The sequence below is a fragment of the Streptacidiphilus jeojiensis genome (assembly GCF_042510965.1).
Lineage (GTDB): Bacteria > Actinomycetota > Actinomycetes > Streptomycetales > Streptomycetaceae > Streptacidiphilus > Streptacidiphilus jeojiensis.
Genome location: NZ_JBEUKS010000001.1, coordinates 855,805 through 870,235, shown reverse-complemented (window position 1 = coordinate 870,235; position 14,431 = coordinate 855,805). Strand labels below are relative to the sequence as shown.

The following is a 14,431-nucleotide window of genomic DNA, read 5'->3' as shown; positions in this document are numbered from 1 at the left end:
GCGTCCTGGTTGTTCGAGGGAGCCCGTGTGAATACCCCTGATACCCCTGGTACCCGTGATGTCCCGGTGATCCGTTTCGATCGGGTCGGCAAGCGCTACGGCGAAGGGCCGCCCGCGCTTGAAGGAGTGTCGTTGACGGTGCGGGCGGGGGAGTCGGTGGCCGTGCTCGGCCCCTCCGGCAGCGGCAAGTCCACCCTGCTGAACCTGATCGCCGGACTGGACCGGCCGAGCGAGGGCCGGGTGACCGTGGACGGGGTGCGGGTGGACACCCTCGACGAGGCCGGGGCGGCGAAGTACCGCCGGTCCCGGATCGGCATGGTCTTCCAGTTCTTCAACCTGCTGGACGACCTGACGGTGCTGGACAACGTGCTGCTGCCGGCCCAACTGTCCGGAATGCCGCTGGGAGCGGCCAGGAAGCGGGCCGGGCAGCTGCTCGAATCGCTCGGGGTGCAGGATCACGCGGGCGCGTACCCGGGCCGGATCTCCGGCGGTCAGCGGCAGCGGGTCGCCGTCGCCAGGGCCCTGATGAACCGGCCGCCGCTGCTTCTCGCCGACGAGCCCACCGGCGCACTGGACTCGGCCTCCGCGAAGGACGTCGAGGGTCTGCTGCGGGAGTTGAGCGCGGACGGCCAGACCATCGTGCTGGTCACCCACGACGAGCGGCTGGCGCAGGCCTGCGCCACGCGGGCGATCCAGCTGCTCGACGGCCGGGTCGCCTCCGACGGCGCGCTGGTGGTGGGACGGTGAGGATCGGGAACGCCGCACTGCGGACGGTGGCCGGGGCCGGGGCCCGGCGCCGGCGGCTCCAGTCGCTGATCCTGGCCCTGGTGACCCTGGGATCGGTGGCGGCGGCGCTGCTGGCCGGCCAGTTGCTCGTCGGCACGAGCGCGCCGTTCGACCGCGGCTTCGCCCGGCAGAACGGAGCACATCTGACGGTTCAGATCGACCGTGCCAAGGCCGACGCACAGCAGGTGGCCGCAACCGGGCGCGCGCCCGGAGTGACCGCGGCTTCGGGGCCGTACCCGGTGGTGCTCGCCCAGGACGTGCTGCCTGGCCCCGGCTTCGCGCTGCCGTCCGACGTCGGCCTGACGCCGATGACGGTGGCGGGCCGGGTCTCGCCGGGCGGCCCGGTCGACGACGTCTCGCTGGTCTCCGGGCGCTGGGCAGCCTCGCCCGGGGAGATCGTCCTGTCCTCCTCGGTGCTGGCGAGCGCGAGGCCGGGCGGAGTGCTGACCTTCGCGGGCGCGCCCGGCCGCCCGCGACTGACCGTGGTGGGAATCGCCGAGTCGGTGAGCCGGACCGCCGACGCCTGGGTGGTGCCGAGCGAGGTCGCGAGGCTGAGCCCGGCAGGCACCGCGTCGAGCGAGGAGATGCTCTACCGGTTCGCCGACACCGCCACGACAGCGCAGCTGACGGCGGATCAGGCGATGGTCACCGCAGCACTGCCCGGCGGCGCGACGCTGTCCGCCCAGTCCTACCTGACGGTCAGGGCCGCCGATGAACAGGGGGCGACCAGGGTCGTGCCGCCCGCGCTGGCCGCCTACGGGATCCTCGGCGTGGCGATGTCGGTGATCATCCTGGCAGGGGTGGTGGGCGCCACCGTGGGCTCGTCCACCCGGCGGATCGGCATCCTCAAGGCCCTGGGATTCACTCCGGGCCAGGTGGTGCGGAGCTACTGCCTGCAGTCGCTGATCCCCTGCGCGGTCGGTATCGGGCTCGGCACGGTGATCGGCACGGTCGCCGCCGTCGAGGCACTCAAGAAGTCCGGCGCGGCGCTCGGCGCCGGAGACCAGCCGCTCACCCTCTGGGTGGAGTTGGCGGTGCCACTGGGGGCCGCCGTACTGGTCGGGCTCACCGCCCTGTTGGTCGCCCTGCGCGCCGGCCGGCTGAGGACGGTGGAAGCCCTCACCGGGCGCAGCCCGAAGGCGGAGCGGGGCAGGCGGGCCCAGCGGGTGCTGGCCAGGACGCGGCTGCCGCGCCACATCAGCCTGGGTCTCGGCGGGCCGTTCGCCCGCCCCGCCCGCTCCCTCGCGCTCACGGCGTCGATCGCCTTCGGCGTCCTCGCGGTGACCCTGGCGATCGGCATCTCCAGCTCACTGGATCGGGCCAGCACCGATCTCAGCAGCGGCAGCGGCACCAGCGACGTGCAGGTCGCGACCAACGGTTCGAATCCGGCGCCTGCCCGGCAGCAGCAGAGCGACCGGGTCGCGGCCGCCATCGCCGCGACGCCGGGAACCGGGTCGAGCTACGGCACCGCCAGTCTGCACCTGCCCGTGTCGGTGGCCTCCGGGAACACCGACGTCATCGTCTACCAGGGCGACTCGTCCCAGGGGCACTACCCGCTGGTCTCGGGGCACTGGTTCAGTGGCAGCGGGCAGGCCGTGGTGCCGACGCAGTTCCTCGCCGCCACCGGCACCCGTCTGGGCGGCACCGTGGTGCTGACCTACCAGGGCCGGAGGGTGCCGCTGACCCTGGTCGGCGAGGTCTTCGACACCCAGCAGCAGGGGCTGACCGTGATGACCGACGTGCGGTCCCTCCGCTCCGCGATCCCGATGAACTTCTTCCAGGTCGAGGTGGAGACGGGCACCGACGTCACCTCCTACGTCCGGCACCTGGGGAGCGCGACCGGGGCCTTCGGTGCGACCGTTCAGGTCTCCCGGAGCGGCACGCTGTCGGTGGTGCTGGTCCTGGACACCCTGTCGACGCTGATGACCCTGGTGCTGGTGGTCGTGGCCGGGCTCGGCGTACTGGGAGCAGTCGTCCTCGACACCCGCGAACGCGTCCACGACCTGGGCGTCTACAAGGCGGTCGGGATGACGCCGCGGCAGACCGCAGCCATGGTGCTGACCTCGGTGGGCTGGCTGGGTCTGATCGCCGGGGCGATCGGTGTGCCGTCCGGTCTCGCGCTGCACACCCAGGTCATGCAGCTGATGGGCGACGCGATCGGTGCCACGATGCCGTCCGACGTGCTGTCGGTCTACAGCTCAGCGGAACTGGTGCTGCTGGCCTGCGGCGGCATCGTGATCGCGATGCTCGGGGCGCTCGGGCCGGCCGGATGGGCGGGCCGGCTGCCCACCGCGACCGCCCTGCGCACGGAGTAGCCGTGGGCATCCTGGAAGCGCGGCTGGACGCGATACGGACCGGGTACGGCACCGTGGCCCGCGATGCCGTACTTGCCCTGGTGCCGGCCGTCTGGGCCCTCGTGCACCTGTCGGCCGGCGGGCTGACGCCGGCCGCACTGCAGTGGCTCCCGCCCCTGCTGGGCCCGCTGGTCTGGCGCCGCACGGCACCGGTCGCCGTGTTCGCCGTGCTGGTGTCCCTGTGCACGGCGGTGGCCCTGCGGCTGTCCGTGGGCCTGGATCCGGCGCCGTATCGGCTGATGCCGGTGGCGGCGCTGGTGCTGCTGATCGCCCTGGCCACCGTGGCCGCGCACCGGCCGCCGGTCCTGGGTCTGGCCTGCGCGGCAGCCCTTGGCGCCTGGGGCTGCGAGTTCCTGGCCCCCCGGCAGACCGGTGGGCTGAGCCCGACCGGCAACGGCCTGTGGCTGTGTGCGGTGGCGTCCGCGGCGCTGTGTGGGATGTACGTGCAGACCCGTCGCGCCTACACCGGCTCGCTGCGGGAACGGGCCGCGCGCTTGGAGTTCGAGCGCGACCAGCAGGCCCGGATCGCCGCCGTCGAGGAACGCGCCCGGATCGCCCGTGAGTTGCACGACGTCGTCTCGCACAGCCTGGCTGTCATCGTCGCCCTCGCCGACGGGGCTGCCGCGACCGCGCCGGATCCCGGTGCCGGGCTGATGCGGCAGGTGGCCGGCACCGGCCGGCAGGCCATCGGCGAGATGGGCCTGATCCTGGGCCTGCTCCGGGATCAGGACCCGGTCTACTGGAACCCCCAGCCGGGGCTCGCTCAGCTCGGCGACCTGATTGCGGAGACCTGCGCGAACGGCCTGCCCGCCCGGCTGGTCGTCGAGGGTACGCCGCGCGACCTGGGGCCGGGCCTGGAACTGACGGTGTATCGGATCGTGCAGGAGGCGCTGACCAATACGCGCAAGCACGCGCACGGGGCCACGCACGCGGACGTCCGCCTCGGCTACCGCGACCAGGAGGTCGAGGTCGAGATCGTGGACGACGGACACCCGGCGGGACCGCGAACGTCTCCCGGCCACGGGCTCACCGGGATGGGCGAGCGGGCCGCCGCGTTCGCGGGATCCCTGGAGGCCGGACCGGCCCCGCAGGGCGGCTGGCGGGTCAGAGTGCTTCTGGCGGCACCGAGCGCGGACCCAGGGGACCGGGGGGAGCGAGGGCGATGACCGAGGAGACCGAGGGCGTCAGAATCCTGCTCGTGGACGACCACCAGCTGGTGCGGCTGGGCTTCCGACTGCTGCTCGACGCCCAGCCGGGCCTGCGGGTGGTCGGCGAGGCCGGAGACGGTGCCGAGGCGCTGCGCCTGATCGGGCGCACCGCCCCGGACGTGGTGCTGATGGACGTACGCATGCCGCAGTTGGACGGGGTGGAGGCGACCCAGCGGATCACCGCCGAGTTCCCGCACACCCGGGTTCTGGTGCTCACCACGTTCGACCACGACGAGTACGCCTTCGCCGCGCTGCGTGCGGGGGCTGCGGGCTTCATCGTCAAGAGCATCGAGGCGCATGCCCTGATCGACGCCGTCCGCACGATCGCGGCCGGCGACGCGGTGGTCTCACCGAGGATCACCCGACGACTGCTGGAGACCTTCGCCGGACAGTTGCCCGCCGACGGCAGGCCCGCACCCGAGCGCGAGGACCCGCGCCTGGCCCGGCTGAGCACACGGGAACGCGAGGTGGTCATCGAGGTGGGCCGGGGCCGGCCGAACGCGGAGATCGCCCGCTGCCTGTCGCTGTCCGAGACGACGGTCAAGTCCCACCTGCGGCGGATCATGGCCAAGCTGGACCTGCACGAACGGGCCCAGGTCGTCGCCTTCGCCTACGACGCCCGACTGGTCTGGCCATCCTGACGACGCCACCGTCTGCCCGGCGAACCGACCCGGTCGCCCAGTACGGTGCCCACCGTGCTGGTGTTGCAAGGTGCTGGGGGTGATGCCGGTGGGGGTGATGCCTGCTGCCCCGCGCCGAGGGTACTGCGGCGTCAGGGATTGCGGAGGCTGCGTCCGAGCGCCGCGGTGAGCCGGCCGTCAGCGGTGTCCCCGTCCATCGACCAGACCATCGCGCCGCGCAGGCCCTGCTGCCAGACGTACCGGCCCTTCAGTGCCACGGAGGCGGGGCTGTCGTAGCTGTAGAAGGTCTGTGACGCCGCGTCGTACTTGTACGGCTCGCCGGTCGCCGGGTCGAAGTAGGTCGTGCCCGGTTCGCCGGTCTCCTGGTTGTAGTTCATGGTCGTGCCGCCGCCGGTCGCCGTCTGGAACAGGCCGTCCCCGTTCGGGCCGGGTGCGACGCCGGTCCAGTAGTGCGCGTAGTACGGGACGGAGATGGCGATCTTGCCGGGTGCGACGCCCTGCGACTCGTAGAAGGTCACCGTGTTGGCGATGTCGAACTGGTAGACCGGCGGGTACGGGTCGCGCGGGTCCGGGTACAGGCCCGAGGAGAAGTCGGTGGGGCCGTTCGGTTCCAGGCTTCCGTAGACGTCGAAGGTCATCACATTGAGCCAGTCGACGTACTGGGCCAGTTGTGCCAGCTGGAGCTGGCCGGCGAGCTGCGGAAACGGCGCTGTGTCGGCGGTCAGCAGGTAGTGCCGGTCCGTGCCGGCGGACGCGGCGTCGAGCTGGGTGCGGAACTCCTGCAGCAGTGCGGTGTAGTCGGGGATGTCCTGCGCGCTGTAGGGGTTGCCGGCGCCGGGCTGGTCCGGATACTCCCAGTCGACCGACAGGCCGTCGAAGATCCCGGCGGCAGCGTGCGGACGCAGGCCGGGGATGTCGCCCTTGATGTACTGGTCGATGCACGAGGCGACGAATGCGCGGCGTCCCGCGGCGGTCTGGGCCAGGGCGGAGAACCGGCCGGACCCGGTCCAGCCACCGATCGCCATCACGATCTTCAGCTTCGGGTACTTGGCCTTGAGCTCGCGCAGCTGGTTGAGGTTCCCGGCCAGGGCCTGTCCGGGGCGGTCGGCACGACCGTCCACGGATTGTGCGGCGGTGAAGGGCAGTTGGTAGTCGGCCGACGGGTCGGTGCTGGTGCAGGTGCCGTCCGGGGCGACGCCGCCGAAGGCGTAGTCGAGCTCGGTGAGGTTCCCGATCTCCCCGCTGGTGATCAGGTTCTTCTCGTAGAACCCGGAGGTGATGCCCCACTGGGTGAAGTAGCCCACGAACTGCTTGCCGCCGTCGCTGCCCTGCTGTGCGACTGGTCGGGGAGTCCCGGCCTCCGCGGCTGCCGGTGCCGTGGCGAGCAGCGCCGCCGAGGCGGCGGCCGCGACGAGCAGTCGGCGGTGCCTGCGGCGCGGTGCGGGAGAGGCGGCGTCGTGGGCTGCGACGGCTGAGCCGGATGTGCGCATGGATGGCCCTCCACGGGCTGTTGGTCGGCGAGTTGACGAACTGACGAGCTTTCGGTGCCCGGTCGGGTTCACCGTAGGTCGCCGTTCCGACGTGCCGACGACGTCGCCGTGGCGCCGGACGTCATCGCCCCTGGCTACTACCATGGGTCTAGACCAGCAGGGTCGACGGTGGGGGCTCGGCGACGTGAGATTCGGCATTCTCGGACGGTTGCAGGTCCACGACGACCGCGGACGCGAGCTCCCGGTCCCGGCCGCCCGCCAACGCGTCCTGCTCGCGGCCCTGCTGCTGCGCCCCAACCAGGTCGTTCCGGTGGAGCAGTTGGCCGAGGCCCTGTGGGACGGTGCCGAGCCGCCCGGCTCGCATGCCACCGTCCGCTCCTACACGCAACGACTGCGCACAGCACTGGGCACCGACGGCAGGGCCCGGATCATCACCCGCGCCCCCGGCTACCTGATCAGGACCCACGAGGGCGAACTGGACCACCAGTGCGCGCAGACCCTGGCCGCACGGTGCGAAGCCGCCCTCGGCCGGGCGCAGTGGGAGCAGGCCCGCACCGACGCGGTCAGAGCCCTTGACCTGTGGCGCGACACCGCGCTGGTCGACATCGGCAGCCGCCTGCTCCAGGACGCCTGGCACTGTCGCCTGGAGGAACTGCGCCTGCGGATCACGGAGCGCCGCATCGAGGCCGAACTCCAGCTGGGTCTCGCCGAATCGCTGCTCCCGGAACTGGCCGACATCGTTCAGCGGCACCCGCTGCGTGAGCAGCCGCTCGGCCTGCTCATGTCGGCACTGGCACGCGCCGGACGGCGCGCCGAGGCACTGTCCGCCTACCTCGACGCCCGCGCCACCCTGGTCGCCACCAACGGCATCGAGCCGGGCCCCGCACTGCGGAGGCTGCACCAGCAGATCCTGTCCGACGAGTACCCGACGGCCCTCCCGGCGCCGACGGCGACCCCAACGGAGCCGACCGGGCCGTCACGGATGACGCACAGTCAACTACCGGCAGAGACACGACATTTCACCGGCCGCGCAGCAGAGGTCCGCACCTTGGTCGAGGTCGCGGGCGCACCGTCGTCCGGGACCGGCGGAGCAGCGGTCGCAGCGGTCGCGTTGATCGGCGGAATGGGCGGCATCGGCAAGACCGCGCTCGCGCTCCACGCCGCGCACCGGCTGAGACCGTCCTATCCGGACCGGCAGTTGTTCCTGGACCTGCACGGACACGATCCCGAAACCGAGCCGCTGACCGCACCGGACGCGCTGGCCCGCCTGCTGCGCCTGTTGGACGTGGCGCCGACCCGGATTTCGGGCGACCCCGGGGAGCGCGCCGCGCTCTACCGCGCCCTGCTCGCCGGGACCCGGACCCTGATCGTCCTGGACAACGCGGTGAGCGCCGCTCAGGTACGTCCGCTGCTGCCGGGCACCTCCGGTTGCCTGGTCCTGGCCACCAGCCGGCGACGGCTGACCGGGCTGGACGAGGCCCACTGGGTCTCGCTCGACACCCTGTCCGAGGCAGAGGCGCTGGACCTGCTGGACAAGGTGGCCGGTCCCGGTCGGATCGACACCCGCGATCCGGACGCGGTGGAACTGATGGCCCTGTGCGGCTTCCTGCCCCTGGCGGTGCGGATCGTCGCGGCACGGCTGCGCTACCACCGTGCCCTGCGGATCGCGGACTTGGTCGCGCAACTTCGCGACGAAGGCACCCGACTGGGCCGGCTCCGCGACGAGGACCGCGACCTGGCCGCCGTGTTCGCCTCCTCCTACGCCGCCCTGCCCGAGCCCGAACAGCGCCTGTTCCGGCTGCTGGGGCTCGTCCCCGGTGCGGACTTCGACGTCCACGCCGCAGCCGCCCTGTCCGGCACCGACCGGGATACCGCCGATCGGCTGCTCGAATCCCTGCTGGACCACAATCTGCTGCTCCAGCACGAGTCCGGCCGCTACCGGTTCCATGACCTCGTGCGCATCCATGCCCGGACGCTCAGCGACGGCGACGGACGGTCCGTCAAGGAGTACGCAACCGCCCTCGACCGGCTGACCGACCACTACCTGCGCACCTCCGTGGCCGCCGACCGGTTCTTCGTCCGCCATACCCGGCCGGCGGCAGCATCGGCCGGCGACCGGCCGCTGTCTGACGTCGCCTCAGATGGCGGTCCGCAGCTGGGGGACCGGGCCGCGGCCCAGTCCTGGCTGCGGGCCGAACGGGCCAACCTGATCGCCGCAGCGCGCGCCTGGCCCGCGCAGACGGTCCCGATCGGCTGCGCGCTCTCCGCGTTCCTCCAGGAAGAAGGGCCCTGGGACGAGGTGGTCGCGCTGCACCAGGACGCGGTACGGACCGCGGTCGAGCGCGGCGACCACCTCGGTGCGGCGTCCATGCGTTGGGAACTGGGCCGGGTCCACAATCTGACCAGCGATCACCGGGCCGCAGCCGTCCAGCTGGAGCAGTCCCTCACCGCCCACCGCGCGGCCGGCGACCGGCACGGGGAGGCGAACGCCCTGTGGGAGCTGGCCCGTTCACGGTCCCTGGCCTGGGACCTGGCGTCCGCGACCGACCTGGACAGCCGGGCCCTGCGCATCTTCCAGGACCTCGGCGACCGCCTCGGCGAGGCGAACGTGCGATGGGCGCTGGGAAACCTGGCCTGGTCGCGCTGGGACCTGCCGACGGCGGCGTCCCACTTCGCCGAGGCACTCGGCGGCTTTCGTGAACTGGAGCACCGGCTCAACGAATTCGACGCACTCACCGCCCTCGGCGTGGTCAAGTGGGCCACCGGGGACGTCCACACCGCGGCCGACCTTCAGCGCCGTGCGCTGAACCTGGCCCGGTCACTGGGACACCGGGTCAACGAGGCAGCGGCCCTGACCGAACTCGGCAGGGTCCACCTGGCCACCGCGGACCTGCGCGCCGCGACCGCAACGCTGAACGACGCGCTCACCCTGTACCGGGACCTCGGCCTGTCCAGCGGGGTCGCCGCCGCGCTGGGCCAGCTCGGCCAACTCCACCTCGCCGCCGGGGACATCGTCTCCGCGACCCGGACCCTGACCGAGTCGGCGGCGCTGCACAACAGCCTGGGAGCCCAGTTCCACGAAGCCCACGTCCAGATCTTCCTGGGACAGGCCCTCGCCGCCTCGGGTGACCTGCCCTCAGCCCGACGCGCCCTGGAGCAGTCCGTGGCATGGGGCCTGCACCGGGTCCCGCCGCTGGAAACCCGGGCCAAGGCGGAACTGGCGCGGATCCTCCACGCCGCCGGTGACACATCCGCCGCCGCAACGATGCTGCGGGAGGCCGCCGCGGCCTACCGGGCGACGGGCGACCAGGGGGGCCTGGGTCTCGTCCACCGGTACCAGGGCGACCTGGCCGCCGACACCGGTGCCGTGCACGACGCCGTCGCCGACTACCGCGATGCCCTGACCTGTGCCCGCGCCGCGGACGACCTGCTCGGCCAGGCGCACGCGTCGGAGGGCCTCGCGCACGGCCTGGAGCGGACCGGGGACCGCGCATCCGCACGGGCCCTGCTTCACGAAGCCGTCGCTCTCCACCAGCGCATCGGCTCAGCCCGGTTGGAAGCGGCGGCCCAGGCGCAGTTGGACGCCTGGGCACCACCAGGTCCACGGGTGCCCTGAGAGGGGAGGGGAGGGAAGGTAGGTGGGCAGTACACCGGGCGGGCTGATCGCCGATGCGGCGCGGTAGGCGGTCTCCTAGTCACTTCGTCGGGGCCCCGTACCGCTGCGAGAGGGCCTGGACAGCAGGCCCAGTGGTTATGCTGGCCGCGTGATCAGGTCGGGGGTTCCGTTCTATGCGTTCTTCGGGTTGGGCTGGCTGCTCGCCGGAGCGGGCCACTTCGGAGGCACGGTCACGGGGGTGGCGGGCACGCTGGGACTGCTGCTCGCGCTGACCCTGGTGCTGCTGGCACGCAGAGGGGCGCGGGCAGGTGGGGTGAGGCAGCCGCTGCCGCCGCTGAAGCGACGGCAGTTCGGGCAGGTCAATGCCGTGCAGTGGGTGCTCGTTGCCGCCACTGCCACAGGCTGCGTGGCTGTCGGGGCGCAGGGGCTGATCATGCCGCTGGTCGCGGTCGTGGTCGGGCTTCACTTCCTTCCCCTGGCACACGTCTTCGGCGACCTCCGGCTTGTCGTTCCGGGGACGATCCTGACCGTCATCGGATTCGCCGGCCTCGTGACGCGAGCGGCGGATGCCTCGCCCGGCACCGTCTTCACCCTCGTCGGAGTCGGCTGTGCACTGACCTTGTGGTCCACGGCCGCCTGGTCCCTCTCGGGGGCGATCCGGACCGCCCGGACCTAGCCTTGCCCTTCTGCGAGCGGGCCGGTCCGACTTCTTGTCAAACAATCGGAGAACGCCCTGACCTGCAGCGCTATCCTGCTGCCGAGGCGGGCATCCTGGACGGACTGCGTGCCACCACCACGCCCCCGGCCCCGCACCGCTCGCCGAGCCGTCGCCGAGATCGCCGGACTGCTGGGTTGATTCAGGCCGAGGCTTCGTCGAGGTAGGCGAGCGCGTCAGACGGGGTGAGGACCACGGGAGCCCCCAGCGCAGCGAGCCGCTCGCGCCTGCCGGTCTTGTAGAAGCCCTTGTCCGTGGTCACGAACACGTCCGCCCTGGCCATGATGTGGGTGTGCAGGACCAGGACGTCCAACTGCCGGTTGCGCCACTTGCGTTCCGCTCGAAGGCGCTCGTCCTCGGCAAGCCCTTCGGGAACCGCTTCGGGGTGGTCGTACGGCATCGTCGGGAAGAGAACGTCGTGCAGCTGGCGTGCCTCAGCCTCGGCCTCGTCGTGCGCGAAGACACACCAGTCGAGGTAGGTGAGGTCACACACCGCGACCGGCGCGAGGATCTCCAGATCCTCCAAGTTCAGGCCGCGCAGGCGCTCCTGGAAACGGGCGAAGTTGTCCAGCACGGTGCCGTCGCGCTGGTTCTCGGCGGCCGTGGTCGCCACCAGGCGGACCACGGCGGTTCCGGTGCGCTGGCGGGCCACCAGTTCCAGCACCGCTTCGGTGGCCGGACGGGGTTCCTCTACGGCGATGATGCAGTTGGTGTCGAGCGTGAAGCTGAGCACGGTGCCTCCTGGTTCCGGCAGCCACGCTAGCCCCCGCAGCAGCAGGTACGCCTGCGGTCTCCGGGGCAGGGAGCGCCAGTTCAGTCGACCAGAGTGCTTCGGTGCTCGACCAGCACGGCGTCGCGCCAGTGGCCGTGGTGGCGGCCGATGCTCTCGCTGGTACCGATGACCCGAAGGTCGGCGCGCGGGTGCAGGGCGCCCCCGGTGGCGTGCGCGGCTCAAGCTGGGCGCTGGGGATTTTCATGGCCTTGTTGACGATCTCCAAGCGATTGCCGTCGGTGTCGACAACGTTCGCGGCGTAGTAGCCGGGGCCGAAGTGCGGGCGGGGCCCGGCTCCACCGTCATCCTGGCCGCCGGCGGCCAGCGCGGCGGCGTGGGTTGCGTCCACCTCGTCCGGGTTGTCCGCGGCCAGGCCGAGGTAGAGGCCGCTCTCGCCGGGCTGCCTTTCACGCAGCCAGATGCTGGCGCCGACGGCCCTGCCCGAGCCGTAGACCCGGTCGCAGATGCCGAAAAGGCGGGGGACGCCAGGCGTGTCCGATTCGTAGAAGCCGAGTTCTCTCCACCCCAGCGGCTTGAGCGCCGCGACGTAGAAGGCACTCGCCCGACCAAGATCACTCACTGTGACGTAGACGTGATCGATCAACGCAGATCTCCTTCTTCTCCTTCGAAGCTTCAGGGAGGGCGGACGGCGGTCTTCGGCCGGGGGAAAATCTGGCTCGCTCCGCGCGCCACGCAGCCAGCTTGATGATCCCTCACCCGTCCACGGGGACAAGGGGAAGCAGGGCCGTGTCGATCCACGAACCGTACCGCGGCCGATTTCAGTGCCTGTGCGTCTGGTCGTGGCCCGGTCGTGCGGTTCGAATACTGACCTCGGACAGCTGGCCGGGGCCGTATGGGCCGGGGGCAGTCGGCCTCGACGCCGGAACATATCGGCGCAACCAGCCCAGCCGGGGGTGAGGCGGTCCGCAGGTCCTGACAACTGCTCATGCCGCAACCGGCACATCCACATCCACGGCCACGGTCACTGCCACCGTCGCGGGGCGCCGGAGCACCGCTCGGATGCCGAGGGCCAGCGCGACCGCGAGGCTGGCCCAGACCGCGACTCCGGCCTGTACCTCCAGCGGGGTCCAGCGTGTGGCACGGGCGAAGTCCCAGTACCAGTGGCTGCTCCAGCGGGCGTAGAGCTCGGCGAGGAACGCTCCCGCCAGGAGGTTGTAGGCCAGCCCGCTCCAGAACTCGGCCACCAGCACCCCGGCGGCCGCCCAGGCCAGGTACTGGGCCGCGCTCGCGGTGCTGAACAGCAGCATCGCGGCCAGGGACAGGCCCACAGCTGCTCCGGCCTCCTGCGGCCTGCGCCAGGCGATCCAGGCGCCGGTGGCTGCGGCGAGCAGGACCACGGAGAAGCGTCCTGGACCGACCCAGAGATGGATCCAGTGCAACGGCACGCCCATCAGAGCGGCGAGGTGCGGCAGGCCCCAGGGCCGGTACGAGATCCCCGCATAGCTGAGGACGTCGGCGTGGACCTGCTCCGGGTAACGCAGCATGGGCCCGGCCCACAGGGCGGCGAGGGTCGCGGCCAGGGCGACGGCGAAACGGTAGCCGTGGCCGCGGCCCAGGCGGAAGGCGGCGATCAGCAGGGCCGGGACCGCCACCACCGGGACGATCTTGATGCTCAGCGCCAGCCCGAGGGCGATCCCGGCCTGGAGCGGGAGCCGGCGCCGGGTCAGCAGCCAGGCGGAGAGCAGGGTGAGGGCCGCGAAGACCGGGTCGGTGTTCCCGTGGAATCCGGAGACGGCGACCAGTACTGGGCTGAGCGCGACCGCAGTCCCGCACCAGCGGGCCCGCCGGACGCCCATCCTGGTGCGGGTGAGTTCAAACACCAGCAGGCAGGTCAGCAGGTCGGCGAGGATCGCGGGGAGGCGAATGAGCAGCGGCATCGGAGCGCCGTAGACGGCCAGCCGTGACATGGCGGCGAGCAGGATTCCGGTGAGCGGACCGTGGTTGTAGTACGTGAGTCCTGGGACGCCGTAGACACCGACCGGGCCGGTGTGGGCGATGACCCGCGCGAATCGGATGAAGGTTCGCACGTCATCGGTTCCGTGCGTGGTCGCCGCGATGGCTGCCTTTGCTGCCGCTGCAGCCAGCCCGACCAGGAGGACTGTCGTGCGGGCGCGCTGCGGCGAGGTCGCCGGTCCAGAGGTGGCCATGCCCGGAAACCCTAGTTGCGTCCCACGCGTTCCTTGCCTCGACGCGGGCGGCCCAGCAGGCATTTCAGTCGTTGGAGTGATGCGGCGGGACGACGGGACCACCTGTGCACCATCAACGCCGGTGCACTGACGCCACGTGCAGAGATCGGCCGCAGTGCTGGGGTGGCCTGCGCCCCGGCGCCGGCCACCGTGTCACACTGCTACTCCCGCCAGGAATTGAGTGCCCGAGTCCCCCTGAGGACCTCGGCGAGGATCACGCAGCCGCGCCTCACCTGACGAGAATGCTGAGTAGGGCGTCCGAGTCCAGCCTGACCAGGGAGCGGGATGCGGGTGGCCTCCGGGTCCGGCGGCAGGTTCTCGTGGTGCTCTTCAGCACCCTGCTGTGTTCGCCGCGGTTCTCGCTCTGAGTGGCATCGCCGTCTCGCCCACACTCGGGCTGATCACTTCGCAACTCGCGCAGGTGACCCATCGGGCGATCAGGCCGAGTGCCTTTGCCTGGCTGCAGAGCAGTTCGTGGATCGGCGCCTCGGCGGCGACGACGGCAGCCGGGCTGTTGGCCACCACCCGGCTGGACGGTGTGCTGGTCCTCGCCGGGGTTCTGGCGCTGGCCGTCCTGGCAGCACTGTCCCTATCCGGTCGTGGCGGAACGTCAGAGATTCAGTGAGAAACGGATCATCCGAC

Annotated in this window: 11 protein-coding genes and 1 pseudogene; 8 read left to right on the top strand and 4 right to left on the bottom strand. The window is 71.7% G+C overall.

What is annotated here, in order from left to right; all coding sequences use genetic code 11:
* Positions 1 to 66 precede the first annotated feature (66 nt).
* Genes ABUW04_RS03940 through ABUW04_RS03925 form a run of 4 tightly spaced genes read left to right on the top strand, consistent with a single transcriptional unit; the run spans position 67 to position 4,989 of the window.
* Positions 67 to 747, top strand: a complete 681-nt coding sequence (locus ABUW04_RS03940; RefSeq protein ID WP_380562709.1) for an ABC transporter ATP-binding protein — start codon at positions 67 to 69, stop codon at positions 745 to 747.
* A complete protein-coding gene (locus ABUW04_RS03935) occupies positions 744 to 3,101 on the top strand; it encodes an ABC transporter permease (RefSeq protein WP_380562707.1) in 2,358 nt (785 codons plus the stop codon). The genes ABUW04_RS03940 and ABUW04_RS03935 overlap by 4 nt, the downstream gene beginning before the upstream one ends.
* 2 nt (positions 3,102 to 3,103) lie before the next feature.
* Positions 3,104 to 4,306 carry a sensor histidine kinase gene (locus tag ABUW04_RS03930; RefSeq protein WP_380562705.1) on the top strand — a complete coding sequence of 401 codons (1,203 nt, stop codon included), beginning with the start codon at positions 3,104 to 3,106 and terminating at the stop codon, positions 4,304 to 4,306.
* Entirely contained in the window at positions 4,303 to 4,989 is a 687-nt protein-coding gene (locus ABUW04_RS03925) for a response regulator transcription factor (RefSeq protein ID WP_380562703.1), read from the top strand. Before ABUW04_RS03930 ends, ABUW04_RS03925 begins: the two co-directional genes overlap by 4 nt.
* Positions 4,990 to 5,120: 131 nt before the next feature.
* Here ABUW04_RS03925 and ABUW04_RS03920 read toward each other — a convergent pair whose 3' ends face one another.
* Positions 5,121 to 6,479: a glycoside hydrolase family 18 protein gene (locus tag ABUW04_RS03920; protein WP_380562701.1), complete on the bottom strand. Its 1,359-nt coding sequence runs from the start codon at positions 6,477 to 6,479 to the stop codon at positions 5,121 to 5,123.
* 184 nt (positions 6,480 to 6,663) lie between these two features.
* Between ABUW04_RS03920 and ABUW04_RS03915 the strand changes: the two genes are divergently transcribed.
* Complete coding sequence (locus tag ABUW04_RS03915; protein ID WP_380562699.1) at positions 6,664 to 10,095, top strand: AfsR/SARP family transcriptional regulator; 3,432 nt, start codon at positions 6,664 to 6,666, stop codon at positions 10,093 to 10,095.
* A 148-nt stretch (positions 10,096 to 10,243) separates the two neighbouring features.
* The gene (locus tag ABUW04_RS03910; RefSeq protein WP_380562696.1) at positions 10,244 to 10,771 is read left to right on the top strand and encodes a hypothetical protein; all 528 of its coding nucleotides are present in this window, start codon (positions 10,244 to 10,246) and stop codon (positions 10,769 to 10,771) included.
* A 181-nt stretch (positions 10,772 to 10,952) separates the two neighbouring features.
* On the opposite strand, the gene ABUW04_RS03905 is transcribed toward ABUW04_RS03910, so the two are convergent.
* Positions 10,953 to 11,543 carry a hypothetical protein gene (locus tag ABUW04_RS03905; protein WP_380563465.1) on the bottom strand — a complete coding sequence of 197 codons (591 nt, stop codon included), beginning with the start codon at positions 11,541 to 11,543 and terminating at the stop codon, positions 10,953 to 10,955.
* A 101-nt stretch (positions 11,544 to 11,644) separates the two neighbouring features.
* On the opposite strand from ABUW04_RS03905, the gene ABUW04_RS03900 reads away from it, so the two are divergent.
* Positions 11,645 to 11,845 carry a hypothetical protein gene (locus tag ABUW04_RS03900; protein ID WP_380563464.1) on the top strand — a complete coding sequence of 67 codons (201 nt, stop codon included), beginning with the start codon at positions 11,645 to 11,647 and terminating at the stop codon, positions 11,843 to 11,845.
* Positions 11,846 to 11,859: 14 nt separating this feature from the next.
* Here the strand turns inward: ABUW04_RS03900 and ABUW04_RS03895 are convergent.
* Together ABUW04_RS03895 and ABUW04_RS03890 are read right to left on the bottom strand one after the other, a co-directional pair.
* Positions 11,860 to 12,471 (bottom strand): annotated as a pseudogene (locus tag ABUW04_RS03895) (hypothetical protein); the annotation flags it as partial.
* A 55-nt stretch (positions 12,472 to 12,526) separates the two neighbouring features.
* On the bottom strand, positions 12,527 to 13,750 hold the full coding sequence (locus tag ABUW04_RS03890) for an ArnT family glycosyltransferase (RefSeq protein ID WP_380562694.1): 1,224 nt from the start codon (positions 13,748 to 13,750) through the stop codon (positions 12,527 to 12,529).
* Between the two features lie 382 nt (positions 13,751 to 14,132).
* On the opposite strand from ABUW04_RS03890, the gene ABUW04_RS03885 reads away from it, so the two are divergent.
* On the top strand, positions 14,133 to 14,414 hold the full coding sequence (locus ABUW04_RS03885) for a hypothetical protein (protein ID WP_380562692.1): 282 nt from the start codon (positions 14,133 to 14,135) through the stop codon (positions 14,412 to 14,414).
* Positions 14,415 to 14,431: the final 17 nt, after the last annotated feature.

Coding starts and splice junctions, on each gene's coding strand:
- ABUW04_RS03925 (WP_380562703.1), top strand. CDS start 4,303: ATGACCGAGGAGACCGAGGGCGTCAGAATCCTGCTCGTGGACGACCAC.
- ABUW04_RS03920 (WP_380562701.1), bottom strand. CDS start 6,479: ATGCGCACATCCGGCTCAGCCGTCGCAGCCCACGACGCCGCCTCTCCC.
- ABUW04_RS03890 (WP_380562694.1), bottom strand. CDS start 13,750: ATGGCCACCTCTGGACCGGCGACCTCGCCGCAGCGCGCCCGCACGACA.